This window comes from Ilumatobacter sp. (genome assembly GCF_965215205.1).
GTDB lineage: Bacteria > Actinomycetota > Acidimicrobiia > Acidimicrobiales > Ilumatobacteraceae > Ilumatobacter_A.
This window is the reverse complement of sequence record NZ_OZ244049.1, coordinates 962,443-987,256: the sequence shown is the minus strand read 5'-3', so window position 1 is coordinate 987,256 and position 24,814 is coordinate 962,443. Positions and strand designations below refer to the sequence as shown.

Sequence of the window (24,814 nt, the reverse complement as noted above, 5' to 3'; positions counted from 1 at the left end):
AACCTCTAGCGCTCGTCCGCGGCTCGGCGGGAGTCGGGCGCGCCACCCGGCGAGTCCGCACGTGCACCTCGGGTGAGCGCTCGAGTGGCGGCAGCGATGACGAGGTGCTCGCCGCCCGCGACGACGACCACGGCCGCGGGTGAGTCGGGGGTCGAGATCACCCGGTCGTCCTCGGCCTCGAGATCGCGGTCGGGATCGATGACGACGCCGAGGTGCGCGAGGCCGGCGGCGGCGCGTCCGCGGATCGTCGGGAGGTGCTGGCCGATGCCGCCGGTGAAGGCCAGCACGTCGATCCCGCCGAGGACGGCTGCCATGGCGCCGATGTGCTTGCGGAGGTGGTGGATGTACACGTCGATCGCGACGCAGGCGTCCTCGTCGCCGGCGTGGGCGCGCTCGAGGACGTCGCGCATGTCGCCGGTGCCGCCTGCGAGGCCACGCAGTCCGCTCTCCTCGCGCAGCGTGCGGTCGATCTCCTCGATGCCGACCCCGGCGTGGCTCGCGAGCCAGAGGATCAGTCCCGGGTCGACGCTGCCCGAGCGTGTGTTCATGACGAGGCCCTCGGAGGGGGTGAAGCCCATCGTGGTGTCGACGGAGCGCCCGTCGACGATCGCGCACAGCGACGCACCCGATCCGAGGTGGCAGCTGACGATGCGTGCCCCGGGCCCGGTTCCGGCGAGCCGGGGGGCGCGACGTGCGACGTGGGCGTGCGAGGAGCCGTGGAAGCCGTACCGACGGATCGGCCACCGCGCACGCCAGGTGCGGGGCAGCGGGTACGTCGTCGCAGCCGGGGGCAGGTGGCGATGGAACTCGGTGTCGAAGCACGCGACGTGCGGGCGGTCCTCGACGACCTCGCCGGCGACGCGCATCGCCTCGACCGCTCGTCGCTGGTGGAGCGGGGCGAGCGGCTCCAACTCGAGGAGCGCTTCGAGGACGTCGTCGTCCACGACGACGGGGTCCGAGAAGCGGTGACCGCCGTGGACCACGCGGTGTCCGATCGCCGTGAGCTCGTGTCGGTGCCGGTTCGCCAGATCGGCGATCGGTTCGGCGTCGTGCCCGTCCCAGGCTTCGACGTAGCGGTCCTCGACGACGTGGTCCTCGTCGACGACCGTGAGCTCGAGGGACACGCCCCCGGCGTTGACGACGAGGACGCTCATCGGACCCACGTCCAGTCGCGGATCTCCGTGAGGTCCGTGCCGTGGGTGGTGATCTGCTCGACGTGGGCTCGTCGACGGTCCTCCATCTCGTCGCGCAGCGCCTTCGCCGGCGCCGTCGCCGCGAGCCCCGGGACGCGGTCGACGACGTCGGTGACGAGCCGGAACCGATCGAGGTCGTTGCGGACGAGCATGTCGAACGGCGTCGTGGTCGAACCCCGCTCCTGGTAGCCGTGCACGTGGAATCCGGAGTGGTTCGTACGTCGGTAGACGAGTCGGTGCACGAGCCAGGGGTACCCGTGGAACGCGAAGATCACGGGCCGGTCGCCGGTGAACAGCCGGTCGAAGGCGTCGTCGCTCATGCCGTGGGGGTGGCGGTCGTCGGGTTGCAGGGCCATCAGGTCCACGACGTTGACGACGCGCACGGCCAGCTCGGGCAGCTGCTCGCGCAGGATCCTGGTGGCCGCCAACGCCTCGACCGTCGGCACGTCCCCAGCGCAGCCGAGCACCACGTCGGGTTCTCGCTCGTCGCTGGCGAACCCCCACGTGCTCGCGCCCCGCTCGAGGTGGTCGGCGGCCTCGTCGGGGGTGAGCCAATCGGGGGTCGGCTGCTTGCCGGCGACGATGACGTTGATCCGGTCGCGGGTGCGCAGGCAGTGATCGGCGACCTGCAGCAGCGAGTTGGTGTCGGGCGGCAGGTAGATCCGCGTGATCCGGCTCGACTTGTTCGACACGACATCGAGGAAGCCGGGGTCCTGGTGGGAGAACCCGTTGTGGTCCTGCTGCCAGACGTGCGACGTCAGCAGGTAGTTGAGCGACGCGATCGGCGGCCGCCAGTCGAGCTCGGTGTGCGCCTCGAGCCACTTGGCGTGCTGGTTGAACATCGAGTCGACGATGTGGACGAACGCCTCGTAGCACGAGAACAGCCCGTGCCGCCCGGTCAGCAGGTAGCCCTCCAGCCAGCCCTGGCACAAGTGCTCCGACAAGACCTCGAGCACCCGCCCCCGCCGATCGATGGCCAGCTCCTCGTCGTCGGCCGGTTCCGAGTCGAGCTGCCAGGTCGTGCCGGTCACCTCGTACACCGCGTCGAGGCGGTTGGACGCCGTCTCGTCCGGCCCGAACAGCCGGAAGTTCGCCGCCGTGGCGTTCAGGTCGAGCACATCACGCAGGTACTCGCCCAGACGGGCCGTGGGCCCCGTCGACGTCGCACCGGGTTCGGACACCGGGGGACCGTGGCGGGAGGGGTCGGGCAGCACGAGGTCGCGGAGCAGACGGCCACCGTGGGGGTGCGGATTGGCCCCGAAGCGCCGGTCGCCCACCGGCAGCCAGTCGACCACCGCCGGTCGGGGACGGCCCGCCTCGTCGAAGAGCTCGTGTGGTCGGTACGACCGCATCCACGTCTCCACGATGTCAAGGTGGTCGGCGTCGTCGCGCACGTCGTCGACGGGCACCTGGTGCGCACGCCACGTCCCCTCGACCCGGTCGCCGTCGACGACGGCCGGACCCGTCCACCCCTTCGGGCTGCGCAGGACGATCATCGGCCACCGCTCCACGTCGTCGGCTCCCCGGTCGCGAGCGTCGCGCTGGATTCGGCGGATCCTCGACATCGCCTCGTCGAGCGCCGATGCCATCGCCCGGTGAGCGGCCCACGGAGCCTCGTCGGCTTCGGGATCGTGCGTGCCTCCGACCTCCACGAACGACGGCTCCCACCCCATCGACCGCAAGTAGCCCCGCAGCTCGGAGTCCGATCGACGCCCGAGCACGGTCGGGTTCGCGATCTTCCAACCGTTCGCGTGCAGGATCGGCAGCACCGCCCCGTCGCGCACCGGATCGAGGAACGCGGTGCTCTGCCAGCTCGCCGCCAGCGCCCCGGTCTCGGCCTCGCCGTCGCCCACGACGCACGCCACCACCAGCTCCGGCGAGTCGAACGCAGCTCCGACGGCGTGCACCAGCGAGTACCCCAGCTCACCGCCCTCGTGCATCGATCCCGGTGTCTGGGGCGAGACGTGGCTCGGCACCCCACGCGGGAACGAGAACTGCCGGAACAGTCGGCCGAGGCCCTCCCGGTCACGCGAGACGTGCGGGTGCAGCTCCGAGTACGAACCGTCCAACCACGTCGCCGCCAGCATCGCCGGGCCGCCGTGACCCGGGCCGATGACGGGGAACAGATCCACGTCGAGCTCGACGACCACGCGCTGGAGATGGGTCAGCACGAAGTTCAGACCCGGTGTCGTCCCCCAGTGACCGAGCAGGCGCCGCTTGACGTGCTCGGGTGCCAACGGCACCTCGAGCAGCGGGTTGTCCACCAGGTAGATCTGGCCCACGGACACGTAGTTCGCGGCGCGCCAGTGCCGATCCAGTCGGTCCAGATCGAGCCGATCACGAGGACCGTCGGGTGCCTCGAGGTGCGTCATGGATGCCTCCCTCGTCCGGACCGCCGCGAGGTGCGACGATCAGTGAGGGGTCACGTACCCGTTCGGACGCGTTCTCTTCGAAACTCCCGCTAGCGTCCTCGGGCGAACCGACGAGTGCGTCGGGTCTCGCTGCTCGTGAGCCTGGCAGCGTCTCAGCTACCCGTGAACCCGGTGGCCCTTCCGAGGAGGTGTCCGGGTGCGAGTGCGTCATGGATCGAACGATGATCGGGCGGTCGTGGCCGGCCGCCGGCCGCCGTTGCGGGTGGAGATGTTCCGTCCCGTACCGCTCGATGGTGGGCCGTGGTGCTGCTCCCTCGCGTTCGATGGTGAGATCGATGCGGCGTCGTTGGCGTTCGTGAGGGCATCGTGCCTCCATCTGGTGGACGGGTGCGACGTCGTGGAGATCGATCTGGGCCGGGTCACCTTGTTCACCGCCGCCGGTGTCCGCTTCGTGGAGAGCCTGGCCGAGCGGATCGCGCCTCACGACGGGGTCTCTGCGTGGTGTCGACGAGTGACGTCGTGGATCGCGTCCTGCGGGTGCTGCGCTTCGACGCACGGTGGCTCGACCGCCACGACGGGCCATCGACCCGGGTCGGCCCGATCCTGCCCGAGCCGGTGGGTCCCGAAGCGCCCGCGGCGCGGGGTGGCCTGGGTCAGGTGGACGTGCGCGTGACCACGCTGCGAGGTGGACGTGCAGGAGGGCGGGACGCATCGCGAGAGGTGGCGGCCGCCAGCGGACGTCCGACGGTGCGGTCGCCCACGGCCTCGAGGCCTCCATCGTGATCGAGGGCGGAGGACGGCTCAGGATCACGGCGGTCCACCGCGATTGAGGAACGCACGGGTCGCGGACTCCGCGCTCGAGCCCCCGACACGTCAGCTCGACGGGGACGCCATCAGCAACGAGCTCCTCGCGGGCCCGCCGAGGGCACACCAGACCAGATGTCACCGAACGGCGAGGCAGAGCCGTGTGCTCCCGATGCGCCTCCGGTACCGAACGGCCATCTCGGGTACTGGAGGGCCATGACGCGACCTGGCGAGCTGGTCATCGACCTCGGAGTCCGCGCCAGGGACGCACCGCGGGGTCGAATCACGTTCATCGGCACCGCCACCGTGTTGGTGGAGATCGGTCCGTTCACCTTCCTCACGGACCCGAACTTCCTCCACGCCGGTGACCACGCCCCGCTCGGCTACGGCCTGAGGAGCCGACGCCTGACCAGTCCGGCCGTCGAGCTCGACCAGCTCCCCGAGCTCGACTTCGTCGTGCTCTCCCACCACCACGGGGACCACTTCGATCCTGTCGTCGTCGAACGTCTGGCCAAGTCCACGCGCATCGTCACCGAGCCCGGAAGCGCTCGCAAGCTCCGGCGGCAGCGCTTCGAGCAGGTGATCGCGCTCGACACATGGCAGGCGGTGACGTTCAGGCGGGGTGGCACCGACCTGAGGGTCACGGCGATGCCTGGGCGACACGCGCCCGGGCCGCTGCGCTGGGCGCTCCCCGGGGTGATGGGTTCCATCCTCGACTACGTCGTCGACGGCCGCCTCGCTCATCGCACCTACGTCACCGGCGACACCTTGATGTTCGAGGGGCTCGTCGACGTCGTGGACCGGTACCCGGACGTCGACGCGTGCCTCTTGCACCTCGGTGGCACCCGCATCGCCGGTGTCCTCTTGACCATGGACGCCGAGCAGGGAATCCGCTTCGTCGAGATGACGCGACCTCGCGAGGTGTTGCCGATCCACTACGACGACTACACGGTGTTCCGGTCGCCGATCGCTGACTTCCTCGAACGCTTCGCGGAGGTCGACGCGACGTCCCGGCTGACGGTCATGGAACGCGGGGTGCCCCATCCGTTCGGCCCGGAACCGGATGTCGTCATCGCGGACTGACGCGGTGTCGAATCAGACGTCGGCGCGGTCGTCCGTCGACGATTCGCCGAAGCGGTTCGTCTCAGGAGCGCCCGACGAGTGCGTTCACCGCTCGGGCGACGTCGTCGGGCGCTTCCTCGGGAACGAAGTGGCCGATGCCGGGCAACACGGTGAGGCTCATGTCGTCTGCGTGATCCTGCCAACCATCGAGCAACGCGGCGCTGGCGATGGGGTCACGGTCTCCGACGATCAAGCGGGTGGGCACCGTGAGCCGTTCGTCGAGGTGCCTCGCGAGGTGCAGGATCTCGCGCTCGAGGAACGACGACAGGCGTGCTCAGCGCGATCTGGTAGATGCCCCTCCACGCCTGGGCCAACCGCGACGGTGTGGGTCGCTGGAAAGGATGGATGATCCCTGTCGGGACGAAGCCGGCGAATCGTTCCGGGGTCTCGAGACAAGCGAGGAATCCCACCCAAGCGCCCCAGTCGTGACCGACCAGGAGGACGCGGTCGAGATCGAGGGCGTCCATCGTCGCGAGGAGATCCTCGGCCAGTCGGCTCTTCTCGTAGCCGTGGCGCGGTGCGTCTGTCCATCCGTGTCCGCGCAGGTCGGGCATCACGATGCGGAACCCACGCAGTCGTTCGACCACGTGCCGCCAGCAGTACCAGTTCTGCGGCCATCCGTGAACGAGCACGATCGGTTCACCGTCCGGGTCGCCAGCATGAGCGACGTGGACCGTGAGGTCCGCGAGATCGACCCGCTCGTGACGAACGCCCGCGACGTGGGGCATCGCGACGCGATTCGTCACGACCCCTCCAGTCCGGCACCGTGCGACACCCCCGGGACCGAGCGATCGAGCGGCGACACGTCGGCGCTCGGTTCGTCAGCCATCGCTGCCGGGGTCCACTCGGGAGGTGCTCGGATCGGCCTCGTCGCTCTGCGGGGGGTCATCCACCATCAGCTCGAGGTTCGTTCCCGGCTCGACTCCCGGCAGAGCGGGGCCGTCGGGCACCGACGACGGCGACATCGGCACCGTCGTGAGCGAGGGGTCCGTCGAGTCCGAAGCGCACCCCGGCACCGTCAGTGCGAGGGACGCGACGACCGCCACCGGAAGACCTCGGCCGACGACACGACGTCTCGGCGATCCGCACGTCGTCGCATCGGGCGCTCGGTGTTCGACGCCGTCGTCTGCGGTCGGCCAGCCCGCCTCACCCGGCGCCAACCGTCCACCCACTCGACGACGCCTCCGCTCCGTCAGGATCATGCGCCCTCCTCGTCCGGGAACTCGCCACCACCCACCACGTTGTCCTTGCCCGTCGCCATCTGCTGGGGCAAGACCCAACCGTCGTCGGTCTCGACCGGTTCGCCGGTGTACCGGCGGATGTCGTCGGCGTCGGTCGTCGGCATCTGCTCACGCAGCGGCCGTCCGTCGCCATGCGGGAACCTCTCGGCGGCCTCGTCCTCGTTCTCGACGTGATCGGCAGCCGTGCTTCTCGTCTCATCAGTCATCACGACCACTACCCGTGACGACGGATGAGCATTCATCGACGAACCGCGCACACCGAGCGTCCGGTCGACGGATGCACCGCGCACGATCGACCACCACGGTCTGGTCGCCGCCGAGCACGCATCGCCGACCCCGCTCCCCAGACCACGGCGACGGGCCCCGCTCGGTCTGCGGGCCCACGACCCGATGCTCGATGTCGCGGGCAGCTTCACGGCGTCGGGGCCCTCCCCGTCGAAGCAGGTACCCGGGGCGGGGTTCGAACCCGCACTCCACGTGAGTGGAAGGGGGGTTTAAGCCCCCTGCGTCTGCCAGTTCCGCCACCCGGGCTCGGTACCACAGTACGACGGATCGACGGCTGGTCGCCGACGGCGGACGACGGCCGCGCCGTTGGGAGCGGGGCGACGGGCCGCGTGTACGTTCAGCCGGGCGGGCCGCGCTCGCCAGCGGCTGCCGAGCCGGAGGAGGACGACCATGAGCGACACCGACCCGGCGGACGGTGCAGCGTCGCGGCGTGCGCTCGTCGCCACCGACCTCGGGCCGGTGCTCGAGGGCGCCGTGGGGCGTTCGTGACCCGGCCCGTTCCGGCCCCGCACGGCGGCGACGCATCGGCGTTGGCCCGGTCGCTCGGCATCGACCCGGCCACGATGATCGACCTGAGCGCCAGCCTGAACCCGTTCGCTCCCGACGTCACCCGCCTCGCCGGACGGCACCTCGATGCGCTCGTGCCGTACCCCGACGACGGACGGGCCACCCGTGCGCTCGCCGCCGCCATCGGCGTCGATCCGGCGCTCCTCGTGCTGACGAACGGCGGCGCCGAAGCCATCGCGCTCGTCGCCGGCGTCGTCGGGACCGGCGAGGTGGTCGAGCCGGAGTTCTCGCTGTACCGACGCCACCTCGAGTCGGTCGTCGACGGGACCGGTCGGTGGCGGTCCGATCCGTCGAACCCCTGCGGCACGTTGGCGAGCGCCTCGGACACGGCCGCGGTGTGGGACGAGGCGTTCTACCCCCTGGCGACCGGGTCCTGGACCCGGGGAGACGTGGGCGCCTGGCGGCTCGGCTCGCTCACCAAGCTGTGGGCCTGCGCAGGGCTCCGGCTCGGTTTCGTGATCGCGCCGGACGCCGCCGGCGCAGGAGCCGTGCGCGCCCGTCGGCCCCGATGGTCGGTGAACGGTCTCGCCCTCGCGCTGGTGGACGATCTGCTCGAGCGCACCGATCTGGGTGCGTGGGCGTCCTCGATCCGCGCCGTGCGCGGCGAGTTCTCGCACGCGCTCCGCACGATCGGCTACGACGTGACCGAGACCGAAGCGAACTGGGTGCTCGTCCACGACGTCGTCGACCTCCGCTCGCGCGTCGCCCCCCTCGGCGTCGCGGTGCGCGACTGCACGAGCTTCGGGATGCCCCGCACGGCACGGGTCGCGCTGCCGCGGGACGCGGACATCGAACGCGTCGTCTCGGCGTTCGACCGATGCCGTCGGATCGGGTGATGCTCGACCGAGCGGTCGGCGTCGCCGTCGGCCAGATCGTCGATCGGTTGGTCGGGGAGCCGCCGGGGGTCCTCCATCCCCTGGTGCACGTCGGGAACGGGTTGTCACGCCTCGAGCGGCGCACTCATCGCGACAGCCGAAGCGCCGGCACGATCCACCTCGCGCTGGCGGTCGTCGGAGCAGCCGCCGCGGGGTCGCTGCTGCAGAGGTCGTGCGGGCGATGGCTCTCGACCGCGATCGCGGTCTCCCTCGCCAGCAGCTCGAAGATGCTGGGTGATGTCGCGATGGACGTCGCGGAGGCCGCCGAGTCCGGCGACCTCGACGACGCCCGGGTGCGGCTGCGCTCCCTCGTCGGCCGCCGGACCGACGGTCTGACGTCGGACGAGATCGCGCGAGCGGTCGTCGAGTCGGTCGCGGAGAACACCGTCGACGGCGTCACCGCCACCGCGCTCTGGGCCGTCGTCGGCGGGGCGCCCCTGGTCTGCGTTCACCGAGTCGTGAACACGCTGGACGCGATGGTCGGCCACCGCGACGCCCGCTACGCACGGTTCGGGTGGGCATCGGCCCGCTTCGACGACGCCCTGAACTGGGCACCCGCCCGCCTGACCGCCGTCGCGGTCGCCGCGGTCACGCCGCGACGCGCCCCCGAGATCGTGCGCGTGGTCCGACGAGACGGCCGCGAGCACCCGTCGCCCAACGGCGGCCGCATCGAAGCCGCGGTCGCTGCGTCGCTCGGGGTGACGCTGGGCGGGGCGAACGACTACGACGGCGTGATCGAGGTGCGGGGCGAGCTCGGAGACGGCCCGCCGCCGCAGATCGCCGACATCCGACGAGCCGTCGAGCTCACCCGCGAGGCGTCGGTGCTGCTGACGGTCGCCGCGACGGTCGCAGCCCTCGCAGCCCGTGCCGCGATGCGCAGGCCGATGCGCTCGATCGGGAGCCGTCGCCCGGGCGGTGAGTAGCTTCACGGGCACATGGCGGCACCGGTGCCCCGGGCGGGATCGAGCACGCGCCGCACGAGGGTGGGGGGTTCACGCCCGCGGTGCCTGACGGGGCCGCACCCCGCCTCGACGGACGGAGGACGACGGATCGACGTCGTCGCGTGCGGACGGTGGGGCGCGACCGACCGCCGCTGGGAGGGTGGCGGCGGGCCGCGGGTACGGTCGATCGGGCGGGGCGTGCTCGCACGCGGCCGCCGAGCCCGAGGAGATCGACGATGAGCGAGACGCATCCAGCGAGCGGCGCAGCACCGGCACCCGGCCCCGCGACGACCGATCTCGGGCCGGAGTTCGAGATCGAGACGGTGACGATCAGAGGGATCCCCACACGCGTCTGGTCCTCGGCCCCCGGCACGCTGCTCGACGTCTGGGAGCGCTCGGCGGAGCACTCCGATCGGACCTTCCTCGTCTTTGAGGACGAGCGCATCACCTTCACCGACGCCCACTCCCGGGTCGAGGCCATCGCGGCGGGCCTGCACGAGCGCTTCGGGGTCGCATCCGACGACCGGGTGGCCATCGCCGCCCGGAACCTCCCCGAGTGGGCGCTCGCCTACTGGGCGACCGTCCGGCTCGGTGCCGTCGCCGTCCCGCTCAACGGGTGGTGGACGGGCCCGGAGCTCGCCTACGCGCTCGACCACAGCGCGGCGAGCGTGCTCCTCGCCGACCAGGAGCGCCTCGAGCGGATCCACGACCACGTCGAAGATCTGCCGCTGGTCGGTGTCGTCGGACTGCGCACCGACTCGAGCCGCGCCGGTGCCGTCCCGCTCGCCGAGATCGAGGGATCGGGCGCCGCTCGGGCGCCGCGGCCCGCGCCGGCACCCGACGACGACGCGACCGTCCTGTACACCTCGGGCACCACCGGTCGACCGAAGGGCGCCGTCGGCACGCACCGCAACGCCACCCAGTTCCTCTGGAGCGGCGCCCACCTGCGTGCCGCCGCCGCTCGTGCCGCGGGAGCGCCACCCGACGCCGCCACCCCGCCGCCGGCCACGGTGCTGACGTTCCCGCTCTTCCACGTCGCCGGCCTGCAATCGCACCTGCTGCCGTACACGATGTCGGGCGGCAAGCTCGTCCTCATGCACCGCTGGGACGCCGACCTGGCGGTCGACCTGATCGAGCGCGAGGACGTCACCGCCTTCTCCGGGGTTCCGACGACCGCGTTCGAGCTGCTCGAGCGGGCCAGCGCGCGAGGCGTCGACCTGACCACCCTCGCCGGCATCTCGTCGGGCGCGACGCTGGTCCCGCCCGAGCTGGTCCGCCGCATCGACGACCAGTTCGCGCGCCGCGTCGCGCCCGCGAACGGCTACGGGCTGACCGAGACCTCCGGGGCCGTCGTCTACAACTCCGGCGCCGACTACCTGGAGCACCCCGACAGCGTCGGTCGACCCCTGGCTCCGGTCAACCAGGTGCGGATCGTCACCGCGGCGGGCGACGACGCCGCGACCGACGAGCCCGGGGAGATCTGGCTGGCCGGCCCGACGGTCGTGCGCGGCTACCTCGACGACCCGGCGGCGACCGCCGAGGCCTTCACCGAGGGGTGGTTCCGCACCGGCGACGTCGGGCGCCTGGACGCCGACGGGATGCTGCACGTCGTCGACCGCCTGAAGGACGTCGTGATCCGGGGCGGCGAGAACGTGTACGCCGCCGAGGTCGAGGGCGCGCTCTTCGAGCACCCCGACGTCGTCGAGGTGGCGATCGTCGGCCTGGCCCACCACCAGCTCGGCGAGGAGGTGGGGGCCGCCGTGCGCGTGCGCGACGGCTCGACCGTCGACGCCGGCGTGCTGCGCGAGCACGCCGCGGCGCGCCTGGCGGCGTTCAAGGTCCCCTCGGCGTGGTGGGTGCGCTCCGACGAGCTGCCGCGCAACGCCACCGGCAAGGTGCTCAAGCGCGAGCTGCGCGACTCGTTCCCCCGCTGAGGGATCCGCCGTCGGCGGCCGCCTACGGTCCTCGGCGTGGTGATCGGGATCGACCAGGCCGGCGTCGAGCGGTGGTTCGCGGACCACCTCGGAGTCGACGGGCCGCTCGCCGTGACCCGCGTCGAGGGCGGCCACTCGTGCCTCACCTTCCTGGTCGACGACCCGGGCGGCGAGCGCTTCGTGCTGCGTCGACCACCGCTCGGTGACCTCCTGAGCAGCGCCCACGACGTGACCCGCGAGCACACGGTCATCTCGGCGCTCGCCGGCACCGACGTGCCCGTCGCCCCGGTGCACGGCCTGTGCACCGACCCCGACGTGACCGGCGCCCCGTTCTACGTCATGTCGTTCGTCCCCGGGGCGGTCCTGCACGACCGGGCCGCCGCCGAGCAGCTCCCGCCCGCCGCCCGCCGCCGGGCGGGGGACTCGATGATCGACGTGCTCGCGGCGCTGCAGGCGATCGACCCCGACGACGTCGGCCTGGCGACCTCGCCCGGCGTGACGACTACCTCGGGCGCCAGCTCCGCCGCTGGCACCGGCAGTGGGAAGGCGCCGACACCCGCCCCATGGCACGGATGGACGAGCTGCACGCCTGGCTCGTCGCCGAGCAGCCGCCCGAGGGCGCGACGGGGATCGTGCACGGCGACTTCCGCCTCGGCAACGCGATCCACCACGAGGACGGCACCGTCGCCGCTCTCCTCGACTGGGAGCTGTGCACGCTCGGGCCGCGCGGGGCCGACCTGACGTACCTGCTGCGTTCGTGGGACACCACGGCGACCAGCGGCGCCAGCGTCGTCGCGGCGGCGGCCGACGGGTTCCGCGACCGCGACGAGCTGGTGGAGCGCTACGCGTCCGCGACCGGCCGGCCGGCCGAGGATCTCGACTACTGGGCCGCGTTCCACGCCTTCCGATCGGCGTGCATCGTGGCCGGCGTGTACACCCGCTACCTCCACGGCCAGCTCGAGGCGCCGGCCGGCGGCTTCGCCCACTTCGAGGACGCCGTCGAGACCGGCATGCTCGCCGGCCTCGACGCCGCCGGCATCCGCTGACGCCGGTCAGGCGGCGCCGGCGTGGCGGTGGGGCCCCTCGTCGGCGTGGACCAGGTGGGCGACGAGCGCTTCCCACAGGGTGTTGCGGACACGATCCGCCTCGGGTGCGCCGAGCCCGTTCGCCACGACTACGCCCTCGACCATGTCGGCGAGCACGGCCTCCCTCGGCCGGCCGCGCACGCGGACCGAGACGACGGGGGCGCCGCCCACGGCCGGCCCTCGGCGACGGATCGTGCGGTCGACCCCGACCAGCCGCGGTGGGCACCGGTAGCTCGGCCCGATCAAGCGGTGCCGGGCCGCCGCACGACCGAGCGCACGGGCGGCCTGCGCGAACTCGACGGTCGAGGCGAACTCCATGACGTCCACCTTGACGTGGGGGTACCACGCGGTTCCCTCCCCCGCCGTTCGCGAGACGAGCTCACGGGGACGAGGTGGCGACCGCACCTCCCTCGTCGACCACCGACGCCGGGGGACCGTCGCTCGAGGGTGGGGGGGCCGGCGGGTCGGGGACGCCGTCGCGACCGATGTAGACCAGCACCGTCGCGTTCGCGACACCGGCCACCGGCGGGGCCTCGTCGATCGGCGCGATGTTCACCCCTCCCGGTTCGAAGCCGAGGTCGGCGGCGACGACACCGGCCTCCCCACGGCGGTCCCCGACGTAGTACAGCGTCGTCTCGGGCACCTCCGTCGACCCGACGACGCCGCGCACGTCGGCGTAGCCGGCGAAGCGCAACCGGTCGACCAACGGTCGGAGCTGCCGGCCGGTGGGGGTGCCGTTGACCACCAGCACGGCGACGAAGGGCCGCTCCGCGGGAACGGCCGTCGACACCGGCGGCTCCGTCGTCGAGGTGGTCGTCGTCGAGGTCGTGCTGGTCGTCGTGGTCGTGGTCGTGGTCGTCGTCGTGGTGGGGGGTGTGGTCGTGGTGGTCGTCGTCGTGGTGGTCGTCGTCGTGGTGGTCGTCGTCGTGGTGGTCGTCGGTGGCGACGAGCCCGGCGGGCCCTTGAGCGCGAGGAGGAGGGCGAGCAGGCAGGTGACGACCACGGCGAGCACGACGTTGAGCGACGTCCTCGGGCTCACGACGCTCGCCCGATCGCGGCGGTACCTGCTCGGACGGACATCCTCGCCGAGACGGTAGCGATCGTCCCCACCTCTCGGACAGCTTCGGCGAGTCGTCCCTCTGCCCCGTTCCCGCCCCGTCCGCGACCCCTAGGTTGGTCGCCGTGGGCGACGCGGATCCGACGACGATCACGACGCCCGCGGCGGGCGGCCCCGACGCCGAGGAACTCACCCCGGTCCAGCAGCGCACCCTCGCCGTGCTCCGTCGATCGGGGGAGCCGCTGGAGTTCGACCCCCTCTTCGTCGACGAGATCCGTGCCGCCGCCCGGGACAGCGTCGACGAGGTGTCGAGGCGCCTCGGCGACGACGACGAGCTGTGGGTGTCGAAGCACCGGATCGCGACCGTGCTCGACTGCGAGGAGCACCACCTGCAACCCGACGAGTTCGCCTGGAGCGCCGCCAACGCCACGGGGACGATCGCGCACAAGGCCATCGAGCTGCTCGTGTCGTGGCCGACCCGACGCGGTCGGCCGACGCCGATCGACCTGGTCGACGAGGCGCTCGCCCGGCTCGCGGCCGACACCAGGGGCATCAGCGAGTGGGTCGCGGCCCTCTCCCCCGCCGACGAGGCCGAGGTGCGTAGCCGGACGACCGTGCGCGTCACCCAGTTCCTCGAGAGCTTCCCGCCCCTGCGCAGGAACTGGGCGCCCGTGACCGAGGCGTCGCTGCGATGGCCCGTGTCGGGGTCGATCACCCTGGCGGGCAAGGTCGACCTCCAGATCGGTCGCCCGAGCGGCCGCCAGAGCCGCAAGGTGATCATCGACCTCAAGACCGGTCGACCCAACGCCCGCCATCGCCAGGACCTCGCCTTCTACGCCCTGCTCGAGACGCTCGTGCGCGAGGTCCCGCCGCGCAAGGTCGCGACGTTCTACCTCGACGCGGCCGACGCCCACGCCGACGACGTCACCGAGGGGATGCTGGAGTCCGCGCTGCGCCGCACGATCGACGCGATCCACGCGCTCGTCGAGCTCGAGATCGAGCACCGCACCCCGGTCCGACGGCCCGGCGCGGGGTGCCGGTGGTGCCCGATCGCCGCCGGGTGCGCCGAGGGGACCGCCCACCTCGCGGCGCGCGACGCCGACCTCTGACGCCGGGCGGTCGCGACCGAGCCCGGGGCGTCACGATCCGGCTCCGGGGAGTCGGTAGCGTCTCGGAGATGGCGCTGGATCGAGATGCCCGGGTTTTCGTCGCCGGCCACCGCGGTCTCGTCGGATCGGCGATCATGCGCCGCCTCGCCCGTGACGGCTTCACCGACGTCGTGACCGCGACGCGCGACGAGCTCGACCTGCGCAACCAGCTCGAGGTGTCGCGCTGGTTCGAGGCGAACCGCCCCGACCACGTGTTCCTCGTCGCCGGGACCGTCGGCGGCATCATGGCCAACAGCACCCGCCCCGCGGAGTTCATCTACGACAACATGATGATCCACGGGACGGTGGTCCACGCAGCGCACCAGAGCGAGGTGTCCAAGCTGCTGTACCTCGGCTCGTCGTGCATCTACCCCCGTCACGCCCGCCAACCGATCTCGGAGGCCGAGCTGCTCGACGGGCCGCTCGAGCCGACCAACGAGGCCTACGCGATCGCCAAGATCGCCGGGATCAAGCTCTGCGAGGCGTACCGCGAGCAGTACGGCAGCGACTTCATCTCGGCGATGCCGACCAACCTGTACGGGCCCAACGACAACTTCGACCTCGCCTCCAGCCACGTGCTCCCCGCGCTGATGCGCAAGTTCCACGACGCGAAGGTCGAGGGGCACCGCGAGGTCGGCGTCTGGGGGACCGGCTCCGCGATGCGCGAGTTCCTCCACGTCGACGACCTCGCGGACGCCTGCCTGTTCCTGATGGACACCTACAGCGAGGCCGGCCACGTCAACGTCGGGACCGGCGAGGACCTGCCGATCCGCCGACTCGCCGAGCGGATCCGCGACATCGTCCACCCCGACGCGGAGCTCGTCTTCGACAGCACCAAGCCCGACGGGATGCCGCGCAAGGTGCTCGACGTGTCGAAGCTCCACGACCTCGGGTGGAAGGCGACCATCGGCCTCGATGACGGCATCGCGTCGACCTACGACTGGTTCCTCGACCAGGTCGCGACCTCGACGGCGCTGCGCGGCGCCTGACCCGCGACCGCCCGGTCAGGGGGTCATCAGGGCGACGGGGAGGCCGAGACCGACGTCGGCCCGCACGGTGGCGATCCGCCGACCGGGCTGGACGGCGTCCTTCGGTGCCGAGATCCGATCGTCGCCGAGGCGCGCGCACGCCGCGTCGAGGTCGTCGACGTTCAGCACGACGCCCCAGAAGCGCGCCGGGCCCTCGGGGTGCTCCGCACGCTCGACCAGCTCGACGATCAACCCCCCACGGCCGATGCGGTGGAAGCCCTGTCGCATCGCGCCGACCTCGCGGATCCGCTTCAGCTCGCACCCGGTCGACGACTCGACGGCCCGGCTCGTGCGCTCGAGGTCGTCGGTGGTGACGACGACGTGGTCGAGACCGGACGCCGCGATCGCGTGGTGGGCGAACACCGGGGTCCGGGGCTCGACGACCTCGGTCGCCAACCCGTCGATGCGCCCCTGCCCGGACGCGAGATCGATGCCGCTCAACGCCCACCCGACGATGCCGGACCCGGCGGGGGCGCCCACGTCGACCTCACCGGGCGACGACGACGCCGGCGGGGGTTCGACGATCCGCAACGACGTGCCGACGAGCGGGACGAACCCGTCGTCGCCGACCTCGAGGCCGATCGATCGCCACGCACCGGGCTCGGACGCGACCGTGAGCCACTCGACGCGGGCGCTCATCACGCGCTCGCGAGGTCGACGACGTCGCGCCCGAGGCGGACGACGATCGGCTGGTCGTCGAGTCCCGGGACCACGGGGACCTGGCATCGGCGACGACGGGACATGGGCACCGCCGATCGTAGTGCGGGCGGCGAGAGAGCCGCAGCGCTGCGTCGAGTCCGGTCGTCGGCGACGCAGCGGCGTGGGCGATGGTGACTTCGCGGGCTGTGACCGGTGCGTGGACGATCGGCGCTCGTCGGAACCGGCACCCGCCGGTCACCCACGTCGCGGCCGGTCCACCGGTTCCGTCCGCCACGTGCGCCGCGTCGTCGTCGACCCCGCCACGTCGGAGCCGGTCGCGCAGGCGTCGCTCGAACGCGTCGAGCACCGGCTTCAGCTTCGGGGAGTTCGGCCGCGCCCCCGCCACGAGCAGCACGTGGGGACGGTCGGATCCGTCGTTCCACGTGGCGGCCACGTGCCCACCGCACGGTCGAGGCTCGTCGACGGGGCGGATGCGCCCCGGCCGCGACCGGGTCGCTCGATCAGCGGTCCCGTGTCCGCGCCCAGGTGCGCGCGGGGGAGGTGGACGGCGCCGGCATCGAGGCGATCGCCTGCTCCTGCTGCTCCATCGCGTCGGACAGCCCGGCACGATCGCGCAGCGGGCGCTCCGGCAGCAGCACCGCCGCCACGAAGCCGGCCACCATCACCAGCGCGCACACGAGGTAGATCCTCCCGACGCCGAGCGCCAGGGTGTCGACGACGGCCTGGCGGCTCGCCGCGGGGAGCGCCTGGATGTCGGCGGGCTCGCGGATCAGGTCGGACGCGGCCTCGCCGGAGATCGCCAGCCGGTCGGGGATCTCCGCACGGATCGTGGCGTTGAGGATCGTGCCGAAGACGGCGAGCCCGAACGAGCCGCCGAGCGAGCGGAAGAACATGATCGTCGACGTGACGACCCCCATGTCGCTGAACTCGACCGAGTTCTGGCTCGCGATCGACGAGGTGGTGAACACCGACGCCATCCCGAAGCCCATCGCGATCATCGGCACGACGAGCAGCGCGTAGGGCGTGGACCCGTCGATGCGGCTGACCGACGCGAGCCCGGCCACCGCGACGGCGGTCCCGATCACCGGCCAGAGCTTGTAGCGCCCGGTGCGGTGGATCAGCCGACCGATGCCGAACGTCCCGAGCGTCACGCCGAGCATCTGCGGCAGCATCCGCAGACCCGACTCGGTCGGCGAGACGAAGAGGGAATCCTGGAAGTACAGCGGGAGGAACTGCCCGGCGCCGAACGCGATCGTGCCGGCGCACATCCCGAGCAGCATCGACGAGAGCACCACCGGGTTGGAGAACAGCCGCAGCGGGATCATCGGTTCCGCCGCCCGGCGCTCCACCGCGACGAACGCGACGACGCCGGCGAGGGCCACGCCGAGCAGGACGAGCACCAGCGGGCTCGTCCAGCCGCGCTCGCCGCCGACCTCGAGACCGATCATCAGCGACCCGATCATCACCGACAGCAGCACCGCTCCGGCGACGTCGAGGCGAGCCTTCCGGCGGGGGAACGGGAGCTGGAGGGCGAAGTGGCAGACCGCCATCGCCACGGCGGCGAGCGGGATGTTGATGAAGAACACCCACGGCCACGTCCAGTGGTCGATGATCAGCCCGCCGATCAGCGGTCCGAACAGGGCTGCGCCGACGAAGGCGAGGGTGAAGTAGCCGATGTAGCGGCCGCGCTCACGGGGCGGGAGGATGTCGCCGAGCATCGCGAAGGCGAGCGCCTGGATCGCTCCCCCGCCGAGCCCCTGCAACGAGCGCGCCGCGATCAGCTGGCCCATGTTCTGGGAGATGCCGCACAGGAACGACCCGACCACGAACAGCGCCATCGTCGCCTGGAACACGGTCCGTCGGCCCCACAGATCGGACAGCTTGCCGAGCAGCGGGGTCCCGATCGCAGCGGTGGCGATGTAGGCGGTCCCGACCCACGCGTAGCTCTCGAACGCGTTGAAGTCGCCGGCGATCGTCGGGAGCGCGGTCGCGATGATCGAGATCTCCATCGACGACATCAGCACGGCGAGCATCAGCGAGCCGAGGACCAGCCAGAGCTGGCGGCGGCTGAACCCCGGGACCGACGACACCACCGACACCGCCCTCAACGTACGCACCACCGCGGGGCGGCGACGATCTCGGAGCGCACGTCACACCCGTCGTCGCACCCGTCCTCGCGAGCCGACCGACCCGGGGCGGCGCGTGATCGGTGCGCACCGACGGCGCCGATGACCCGGGACGCGACGAGGCGCCCGTGCCGGCCGGTCGGGGCCGGCGCGGGCGCCTGGTCGGATCGTTCGGTTGCGTCGGTGAGGCGGGGTCAGCCGCGGCCCATGTTGGGCCGCTTGCCGTGGTTCGCCTTCGAGCGACGCAGGCGAGCCTTGCGCTTCTTGGTCTTCTTCGACATAGGACCGTCGAGCCTAGGCCGGTGGGCGCCCGACCCCAACGGCGCGCCCGTCGCCGACCCCGTGCCGGGCACCGGGGGTCGGGCTCAGCGTCGGGGCGACGACGTCGACGGCCGTGCCGCACCTCGCCTCGACGGCGATCGCGGCGTCCGCGAAGCGGCGTCGGCGGGAGCCGTTCGGATCGACGAGCTCCGCGACCGGCTCACCCAGCGAGTCCGACGGCTACGGTTCGCGCATGAGCGTCGAGGTGCACGGAACGGTCGCGAGCGGGTTCGAGGGGGTGCGCGACGCGTTCGCCGCCAACTGGGACCAGCACGGCGAGGTCGGCGCCTCGGTGTGCGCGACCGTCGGGGGTGAGACGGTCGTCGACCTGTGGGGCGGCACCGCCACCTTCGACGACGGTGAGCGCGACTGGTCCGAGGACACGATCATCAACGTCTGGTCGACGACGAAGACCATGTCGTTCCTCTGCTGCCTCCTGCTCGCCGATCGCGGCGAGCTCGACCTCCACGCCCCGGTCGCCACGTACTGGCCGGAGTTCGCGGCGGCCGGCAAGGAGGAGGTCGCGACACGCCACGTCATGGGCCACACCGCCGGGCTGTCCGGGTGGGACGAGCCGCTCGAGATGAGCGACATGCTCGACCACGACAAGCTCGTCGGCCTCCACGCGGCGCAGGCCCCGTGGTGGGAGGTCGGCTCCGCCTCCGGGTACCACGCGATCAGCCAGGGCTTCCTCCTCGGCGAGATCGTGAAGCGGGTCTCGGGTCGCTCGCTGGGCGCCTTCTTCGCGGACGAGATCGCCGGCCCGCTCGGCGCGGACTTCCACATCGGCACGGGCTCCGAGCACGACGATCGCATCGCCCACGTCATCGCGCCGGCCGCCCCGCTCGGCGCCGACGCCACGGAGATCGACGAGTCGTCGGTGGCGTGGCGGACCCTGACCAACCCGACGATGGACGCCACGTTCTCCTCGACGCCCGAGTGGCGGCGCGCCGAGATCCCCGCCGCCGGCGGCCACGGCAACGCCCGCTCCGTCGCCGCGATCCACACGCTCACCGCGAACGGCGGGACGGCGAACGGGGTCGAGGTCATCTCCTCCGACGGGTTGGAGCGCATCTTCGACGTCCAGGCCGAGGGAACGGACCTCGTCCTGCCCGTCGAGCTGAAGCTGGGGATGGGCTTCGGGCTGCCGAGCCCGGCCCTGCCGCTGCCGAACCCGCGCACCTGCTACTGGGGCGGGTGGGGAGGCTCGCTCGCGATCATCGACATGGACGCGACGCTCAGCTTCAGCTACGTGATGAACAAGATGGGCGACACGACGACCGGCGACCCCCGCGGCGCCGGCCCCCTCCTCGCGACCTACGGCGCGATGATGGCCGCCGGCTGAGCCGCGTCACGGTCGGGGTCTGGCCCGTGCGCGGCCGACCCGTGCGTGGTGGCGCGGTCAGGCGGCGGCGCCGGTCCAGGCGAGCAGCTCGTCGACGGGTTTGGTGTTCATCACCCGGTCGATCGGGACCTCGCACTCGGCGGCCCGGTCGCACCCGAGCGACTGCCACTCCAGCTGGCCCGTCGCGTGCGCGTCGGTGTCGATCGTGAAGACGCAGCCGTGGTCGACGGCGAGGCGCAGCAGGTCGCGCGGGGGGTCGAGCCGCTCCGGGCGGCAGTTGATCTCCACCGCCGTGCCGTAGGTCGCGCACGCCGCGAACACGTAGTCGGCATCGAAGTCGCTCGGCGGGCGCTTGCCGATCATCCGGCCGGTGCAGTGGCCGAGGATGTCGACGTGGGGCGACGCGATCGCCATCACCATCCGCTCGGTCATCTCCCGGCGCTCCATCCGCAGCTTCGAGTGCACGCTCGCGACGACGACGTCGAGGCGGGCGAGCATCTCGTCGGACAGGTCGAGCGCGCCGTCGACGAGGATGTCGACCTCCATCCCGGCCAGGATCCGGAAGTCGTGGCCGGCCTCGGTGATCTGGCGGTTCACCTCGGCGATCTGGTCGAGCTGCTCGGCGAGGCGCTCCTCGTTCAGGCCGTGGGCGATGGTGAGGCGGGCCGAGTGGTCGGTCTGCACCATGTACTCGTGGCCGAGCGCGATCGCCGTCGCGGCCATCTGCTCGATCGGCGCACCGCCGTCGCTCCAGGTCGAGTGGAGGTGGCAGTCGCCGCGCAGGGCATCGAGGTAGGGGCGGGCGCGATCGCTCACCTCGATCCGCGACGCCGACTCGATGTCGGCGAGGTAGGCGGGCTCGCGACCGGCGAGGGCGTCCGCGATCACCTGTCCGGTCGAGGCGCCGATCCCGTCGAGCTCGTCGAGCGTGCCGGCGTCCGCCCGGCGCTCGAGCTCGTCGCGATCCGTGGTGCGCACCACGTCGAGGGCTCGCACGAACGCCTTGGTCTTGAACCCCGAGGCCCGCGACCGGTCGAGGCAGTGGATCACCCGCAGCAGAGCGTCCTCCGGTGTCATCGGCCAGATCGTACCGATCCGCGCTCCCGCCCCCGCTCGTCCGGCCAGCCCGTGGTCCAGACCGCGCTCCACGTCCGGTCGCGATCCCGAGCGTCATCCGCCCCGCGATCGCGACCGGTCCGCGCCGTCGCACGGGCGATGGAGACCCGTCGTCCAGAGGGGCTCGCGGTCGAGATCCTCGTGCGAAGGGCCTCGTCGGATCAGGACACCGGGGTCGCCCGGCGGTCACGGGTGACGACGGGTACGGTCCGTTCGGTGCGTCGACGTCGTCCGAGGCCTCTCGTCGCCGTCGTCGTCGCGATTGCGTCGGCGAGCGCGACCGCGAGCTGCTCCGACGACGCGCCGTCGGAACCCGAGGTGCTCCTGTCGCTGGACGACGCCTCGCCCGGCGACGTCGTCGGGTTGGTCGCGGTCGAGTCCGACGCCGGTCGAGCCGTCGAGTGGCTCGACCGCACCGCCGGAACCGTCCATCGGCTCGACCTCGACGGCGACGCCGTCCCCGAGACGACGGCGACGATCGACGTCGGCACGGACGGAGCGCAGCGGGGCCTGCTCGGCCAGGTCGTGATCGACGGCCGCCGGTTCGCCGCCTGGACGCAGCCGGGGTCGTTCGATCTGGTCGTCGGCGAGATCACCGACGACGGCTCGGCCCGGATCGTGTGGGACGTCGGTCCGGCGGGCTCCGGCGCGATCGGCGGTGTGCTCGACGAGCACGACGGGTCGATCGTGCTCGGACTCGGGCGGAACACGGCGTGGGATCGAGAGTCGGGGGTCGGCGGCGCCATCGTGGCCGTGGACCCGGACGCCGATCCCACCCAGGACCCCGAGGCGCTGAGCGTCGGGTACACGAACCCGTGGGCGTTCACCGTCGCAGACGACGGAGCGATCTGGGTGGCCGACAACGCCGCCGGCCCCGATCCCGCCGACCCCGACCGCGAGGACGTCGAGCGGATCGGGAGAGCCGACCTCGTCGCCGACCGGAACGCCATGACCCGGTCGACGGTCGAGCAACGGGCTCCGTCGGCGATGGTCGAGCTCCCCGACGGCCGGATCGGGATCTGCGGGTTCCTCGACGGCGAGTTGCTCGCGTACGACGTGGTCGGCGAGGCGCGGTCCGAGCTCGAGCGGGCCGGGACGATCATGCCGTGCCTGACCGGGGCCGTCGTGTTCGCCGACGGCACCATCGTCACGGCCGCCCAGGACGACTCCGGTCCGACCCTCCACATCCTCCGCCCCTGATCCGACGGCGGGCGTTCGCCGTCGCGCCGTCACTCGTCACGGCCGCCCCACCACCCGTCCATCGACGTCCGGTCGCGATCGGGCGCGCCATCCGCACCGGAACGCGACCCGACCTGAGTCGACCGACACCTGGTTCCGGTTCGACGGACGCACGACCCACTGCGGACGCATGCGACTCAGCGACCTCGATGCCCTCGCGCGGCGCCAGCACGGTGTCGTCGCCCGCCGCCAGACCGAGCTGACGGAGGACGCCTGGAACCGGGCGATCCGGGCCGGCACCATGATCCGTCTCCACCCGGGCGTCGCTCGACTCGACGGGACGGCGTCCACCTCCACCCAGCGGATCGCCGCCGCCGTCCTCGCCGCGGGCCCCGGCGCGCTGGCCTCCCACCGCTCCGCCGCGCACCTCCACGGCATCCCGGGGATCGACGACTCGGTGGTCGACATCATCGTCCCCCGGCGCGCGCCCGGCGGACGGCGGCCCGGTCGAGCGACGACGGTGAACCTCGACGGCGTCGCGGTCCATCGCCCGCGCGATCTGATGCGGCTCGACCGCCACCGCGCCGACGCCGTCGCGTGCACGAACCTGCTCCGCACCGTCGTCGATCTCGGTGCGGTCGACCCGGCCAGCGTCCACGGCGCCGTCGGCCACATCCTCACGAACCGATCGGTGAGCATCGCCGCGCTGGAGTCGGTCGTCCGGCAGCACTCCCGTCCGGGGCGCGCCGGAGTCGTGGCGCTGCGCCGAGCGATCGCCGACTGGTCGATCGAGGGCCGCCCCGCCTACTCCGTCCTCGAGCCGGCGATGCGCGATCTCGTCGCGTGCTACGGATTGCCCCCGCTCGAGTTCCAGCCACGCATCGGTGGTCGTGAGGTCGACTTCCGGGTCGTCGGCACGCCGATCGTGCTGGAGTGCGACGGATGGGCGTTCCACGGGCGCGACCGCGAACGCATCGAGCGCGACCGGGCGAACGACGCCGAGTTCGCGGCGAACGGTTGGATCGTGCTCCGGTTCACGTACCGCGCGATCACGTCGCGCCCGGCTGCGGTCGCCGGCACCATCCGAGCGGCGATCGAGCGCTGGACCGAGCGTCCCGCCCCCGACGCCGCCTGACGCCGCGGCGACGCCCGCGCCGACTCCGATGGGGACCTCCGTCCGGTCGCGGATCCGTGCGGGATGCGCGGCGGATCGCGACCGGAGGGCGAGCGCGAGGGCGCGGTCGGGGTCGGGGTCGGGGCGGGTCGGTAGCCTCGGCGACTCCATGGAACGCTTCGGTCTCGTCGGTCTGCCCAACGCGGGCAAGAGCTCGCTGTACAACGCCCTCACGGGAGGCGGCGCGCTCGCCGCGCCCTACCCGTTCGCGACGAAGGACCCGAACATCGGGGTCGCGATGGTCCCCGACGAGCGGCTCGACCGGCTCTCGGTGATGTCGAGGTCGAAGAAGACGGTCCACGCCCAGGTCGAGGTCGTCGACATCGGCGGGCTCGTCGAGGGGGCGAGCCACGGCGAGGGGCTCGGCAACAAGTTCCTCGCGAACATCCGCGAGGTCGACGCGATCGTCTTCGTCCTGCGCGCGTTCGAGAACGACGACATCGTCGGATCCCCCGACCCGCTCGAGCACCTGCGCGTCGTCGAGCTCGAGCTCGCCCTCGCCGACCTCGAGACCGTCGAGAAGCGGCTGCACGCGACCAGGCGGCAGTCCAAGCTCGACAAGTCGATGGCCGATGACACCGACGCGCTCCAGGCCGCGTTCGACGCGCTCGCGGAGGGCACGCCGCTGTACCGCGCCGGGCTGAGCGACGACGTCCGCGCCACCCTCGCCCCGTCGTTCCTGCTCACCAACCGGCGCGTGCTCGCGGTCGTCAACGTCGGTGAGGACGACATCGACGACATCGCCGACAAGGAGCGCCTCGTGGCGGACGAGCTCCGAGCCGCCGGTGACGACGTCGAGGTCATCGGGATGTGCGTCCAGATGGAGGCCGAGGCGGCGTCGATCACCGACCCCGAGGAGCGGCGCGAGATCCTCGAGGGCTTCGGTCTCGGCGAGGGAGCGCTCTTCCGGATGGTCCGCAGCGCGTACCACCTCCTCGGCCTGCGCACCTTCCTCACGACCGGCGAGCAGGAGTCGCGCGCGTGGACCTTCGTCGAGGGATCGACGGCCCCGGTGTGCGCCGGGCGCATCCACACCGACTTCCAGCGCGGCTTCATCAAGGCCGAGGTGATCCAGTGGGACCAGCTCCTGGAGCTCGGGTCGTGGAACGCGGCGAAGGACGTCGGCAAGATGCGGATGGAGGGCAAGGACTACGTGGCGCAGGACGGCGACGTGATGGAGTTCCGCTTCAACGTCTGAGCGCGATCCACGTCGACGGCAGCGCCCGACGGCAGCTGCTCAC

At 72.2% G+C, this 24,814-nt stretch carries 19 protein-coding genes, 1 tRNA gene and 1 pseudogene; 11 read left to right on the top strand and 10 right to left on the bottom strand.

The window, feature by feature from the left end; all coding sequences use genetic code 11:
* Positions 1-5: 5 nt before the first annotated feature.
* Both ACOOHC_RS04675 and ACOOHC_RS04670 read right to left on the bottom strand, forming a co-directional pair.
* A complete protein-coding gene (locus tag ACOOHC_RS04675; protein WP_420452850.1) occupies positions 6-1,154 on the bottom strand; it encodes an acetate/propionate family kinase in 1,149 nt (382 codons plus the stop codon).
* Complete coding sequence (locus ACOOHC_RS04670; protein ID WP_420452849.1) at positions 1,151-3,565, bottom strand: phosphoketolase; 2,415 nt, start codon at positions 3,563-3,565, stop codon at positions 1,151-1,153. Before ACOOHC_RS04670 ends, ACOOHC_RS04675 begins: the two co-directional genes overlap by 4 nt.
* A 1,020-nt stretch (positions 3,566-4,585) precedes the next feature.
* Here ACOOHC_RS04670 and ACOOHC_RS04665 point away from each other — a divergent pair.
* On the top strand, positions 4,586-5,452 hold the full coding sequence (locus ACOOHC_RS04665; RefSeq protein ID WP_420452848.1) for an MBL fold metallo-hydrolase: 867 nt from the start codon (positions 4,586-4,588) through the stop codon (positions 5,450-5,452).
* 212 nt (positions 5,453-5,664) lie between these two features.
* Here the strand turns inward: ACOOHC_RS04665 and ACOOHC_RS04660 are convergent, their stop codons facing one another.
* The 3 genes from ACOOHC_RS04660 to ACOOHC_RS04650 all read right to left on the bottom strand — a co-directional run bounded on the left by ACOOHC_RS04660 (position 5,665) and on the right by ACOOHC_RS04650 (position 7,263).
* Positions 5,665-6,219, bottom strand: a complete 555-nt coding sequence (locus tag ACOOHC_RS04660; protein WP_420452847.1) for an alpha/beta fold hydrolase — start codon at positions 6,217-6,219, stop codon at positions 5,665-5,667.
* Between the two features lie 470 nt (positions 6,220-6,689).
* Positions 6,690-6,938: a hypothetical protein gene (locus ACOOHC_RS04655; protein WP_420452846.1), complete on the bottom strand. Its 249-nt coding sequence runs from the start codon at positions 6,936-6,938 to the stop codon at positions 6,690-6,692.
* 239 nt (positions 6,939-7,177) lie between these two features.
* Positions 7,178-7,263 (bottom strand) — tRNA-Leu (locus tag ACOOHC_RS04650).
* Between the two features lie 284 nt (positions 7,264-7,547).
* Here ACOOHC_RS04650 and ACOOHC_RS04645 point away from each other — a divergent pair.
* From ACOOHC_RS04645 to ACOOHC_RS04630, 4 genes and pseudogenes are all read left to right on the top strand, one after another.
* Positions 7,548-8,420 (top strand): aminotransferase class I/II-fold pyridoxal phosphate-dependent enzyme, encoded by an 873-nt coding sequence (locus tag ACOOHC_RS04645; protein ID WP_420452845.1) that lies wholly within the window; start codon positions 7,548-7,550, stop codon positions 8,418-8,420.
* Positions 8,420-9,382: an adenosylcobinamide-phosphate synthase CbiB gene (gene cbiB / locus ACOOHC_RS04640; RefSeq protein ID WP_420452844.1), complete on the top strand. Its 963-nt coding sequence runs from the start codon at positions 8,420-8,422 to the stop codon at positions 9,380-9,382. Before ACOOHC_RS04645 ends, cbiB begins: the two co-directional genes overlap by 1 nt.
* A 254-nt stretch (positions 9,383-9,636) precedes the next feature.
* Entirely contained in the window at positions 9,637-11,334 is a 1,698-nt protein-coding gene (locus ACOOHC_RS04635; RefSeq protein WP_420452843.1) for a class I adenylate-forming enzyme family protein, read from the top strand.
* A 36-nt stretch (positions 11,335-11,370) separates the two neighbouring features.
* Positions 11,371-12,380: pseudogene (locus ACOOHC_RS04630) on the top strand (phosphotransferase family protein).
* Positions 12,381-12,386: 6 nt separating this feature from the next.
* Here the strand turns inward: ACOOHC_RS04630 and ACOOHC_RS04625 are convergent.
* The gene (locus tag ACOOHC_RS04625) at positions 12,387-12,737 is read right to left on the bottom strand and encodes a hypothetical protein (protein ID WP_420452842.1); all 351 of its coding nucleotides are present in this window, start codon (positions 12,735-12,737) and stop codon (positions 12,387-12,389) included.
* A 61-nt stretch (positions 12,738-12,798) separates the two neighbouring features.
* Positions 12,799-13,458: a hypothetical protein gene (locus ACOOHC_RS04620; protein WP_420452841.1), complete on the bottom strand. Its 660-nt coding sequence runs from the start codon at positions 13,456-13,458 to the stop codon at positions 12,799-12,801.
* A gap of 143 nt (positions 13,459-13,601) precedes the next feature.
* Between ACOOHC_RS04620 and ACOOHC_RS04615 the strand changes: the two genes are divergently transcribed.
* Positions 13,602-14,585: a PD-(D/E)XK nuclease family protein gene (locus ACOOHC_RS04615; protein WP_420452840.1), complete on the top strand. Its 984-nt coding sequence runs from the start codon at positions 13,602-13,604 to the stop codon at positions 14,583-14,585.
* Between the two features lie 74 nt (positions 14,586-14,659).
* Entirely contained in the window at positions 14,660-15,613 is a 954-nt protein-coding gene (locus ACOOHC_RS04610; protein WP_420453856.1) for a GDP-L-fucose synthase family protein, read from the top strand.
* Between the two features lie 15 nt (positions 15,614-15,628).
* Here ACOOHC_RS04610 and ACOOHC_RS04605 read toward each other — a convergent pair whose 3' ends face one another.
* Positions 15,629-16,291 carry a VOC family protein gene (locus tag ACOOHC_RS04605; RefSeq protein ID WP_420452839.1) on the bottom strand — a complete coding sequence of 221 codons (663 nt, stop codon included), beginning with the start codon at positions 16,289-16,291 and terminating at the stop codon, positions 15,629-15,631.
* Positions 16,292-16,812: 521 nt separating this feature from the next.
* Positions 16,813-18,411 carry an MDR family MFS transporter gene (locus tag ACOOHC_RS04600; RefSeq protein ID WP_420452838.1) on the bottom strand — a complete coding sequence of 533 codons (1,599 nt, stop codon included), beginning with the start codon at positions 18,409-18,411 and terminating at the stop codon, positions 16,813-16,815.
* Positions 18,412-18,952: 541 nt separating this feature from the next.
* Between ACOOHC_RS04600 and ACOOHC_RS04595 the strand changes: the two genes are divergently transcribed.
* Entirely contained in the window at positions 18,953-20,104 is a 1,152-nt protein-coding gene (locus ACOOHC_RS04595; RefSeq protein ID WP_420452837.1) for a serine hydrolase domain-containing protein, read from the top strand.
* Between the two features lie 57 nt (positions 20,105-20,161).
* Here ACOOHC_RS04595 and ACOOHC_RS04590 read toward each other — a convergent pair whose 3' ends face one another.
* Positions 20,162-21,181 (bottom strand): PHP domain-containing protein, encoded by a 1,020-nt coding sequence (locus ACOOHC_RS04590; RefSeq protein WP_420452836.1) that lies wholly within the window; start codon positions 21,179-21,181, stop codon positions 20,162-20,164.
* 357 nt (positions 21,182-21,538) lie between these two features.
* Between ACOOHC_RS04590 and ACOOHC_RS04585 the strand changes: the two genes are divergently transcribed.
* From ACOOHC_RS04585 to ychF, 3 genes are all read left to right on the top strand, one after another.
* Positions 21,539-22,420: a hypothetical protein gene (locus ACOOHC_RS04585; protein WP_420452835.1), complete on the top strand. Its 882-nt coding sequence runs from the start codon at positions 21,539-21,541 to the stop codon at positions 22,418-22,420.
* 169 nt (positions 22,421-22,589) lie between these two features.
* Positions 22,590-23,534, top strand: a complete 945-nt coding sequence (locus tag ACOOHC_RS04580; protein ID WP_420452834.1) for a DUF559 domain-containing protein — start codon at positions 22,590-22,592, stop codon at positions 23,532-23,534.
* A 148-nt stretch (positions 23,535-23,682) separates the two neighbouring features.
* Positions 23,683-24,771 (top strand): redox-regulated ATPase YchF, encoded by a 1,089-nt coding sequence (gene ychF / locus ACOOHC_RS04575; RefSeq protein WP_420452833.1) that lies wholly within the window; start codon positions 23,683-23,685, stop codon positions 24,769-24,771.
* Positions 24,772-24,814 lie beyond the last annotated feature (43 nt).

Coding starts and splice junctions, on each gene's coding strand:
- ACOOHC_RS04675 (WP_420452850.1), bottom strand. CDS start 1,154: ATGAGCGTCCTCGTCGTCAACGCCGGGGGCGTGTCCCTCGAGCTCACG.
- ACOOHC_RS04670 (WP_420452849.1), bottom strand. CDS start 3,565: ATGACGCACCTCGAGGCACCCGACGGTCCTCGTGATCGGCTCGATCTG.
- ACOOHC_RS04665 (WP_420452848.1), top strand. CDS start 4,586: ATGACGCGACCTGGCGAGCTGGTCATCGACCTCGGAGTCCGCGCCAGG.
- ACOOHC_RS04660 (WP_420452847.1), bottom strand. CDS start 6,219: ATGCCCCACGTCGCGGGCGTTCGTCACGAGCGGGTCGATCTCGCGGAC.
- ACOOHC_RS04655 (WP_420452846.1), bottom strand. CDS start 6,938: ATGACTGATGAGACGAGAAGCACGGCTGCCGATCACGTCGAGAACGAG.
- cbiB (WP_420452844.1), top strand. CDS start 8,420: ATGCTCGACCGAGCGGTCGGCGTCGCCGTCGGCCAGATCGTCGATCGG.
- ACOOHC_RS04635 (WP_420452843.1), top strand. CDS start 9,637: ATGAGCGAGACGCATCCAGCGAGCGGCGCAGCACCGGCACCCGGCCCC.
- ACOOHC_RS04625 (WP_420452842.1), bottom strand. CDS start 12,737: ATGGAGTTCGCCTCGACCGTCGAGTTCGCGCAGGCCGCCCGTGCGCTC.
- ACOOHC_RS04605 (WP_420452839.1), bottom strand. CDS start 16,291: ATGAGCGCCCGCGTCGAGTGGCTCACGGTCGCGTCCGAGCCCGGTGCG.
- ACOOHC_RS04595 (WP_420452837.1), top strand. CDS start 18,953: ATGAGCGTCGAGGTGCACGGAACGGTCGCGAGCGGGTTCGAGGGGGTG.
- ACOOHC_RS04590 (WP_420452836.1), bottom strand. CDS start 21,181: ATGACACCGGAGGACGCTCTGCTGCGGGTGATCCACTGCCTCGACCGG.
- ACOOHC_RS04580 (WP_420452834.1), top strand. CDS start 22,590: ATGCGACTCAGCGACCTCGATGCCCTCGCGCGGCGCCAGCACGGTGTC.
- ychF (WP_420452833.1), top strand. CDS start 23,683: ATGGAACGCTTCGGTCTCGTCGGTCTGCCCAACGCGGGCAAGAGCTCG.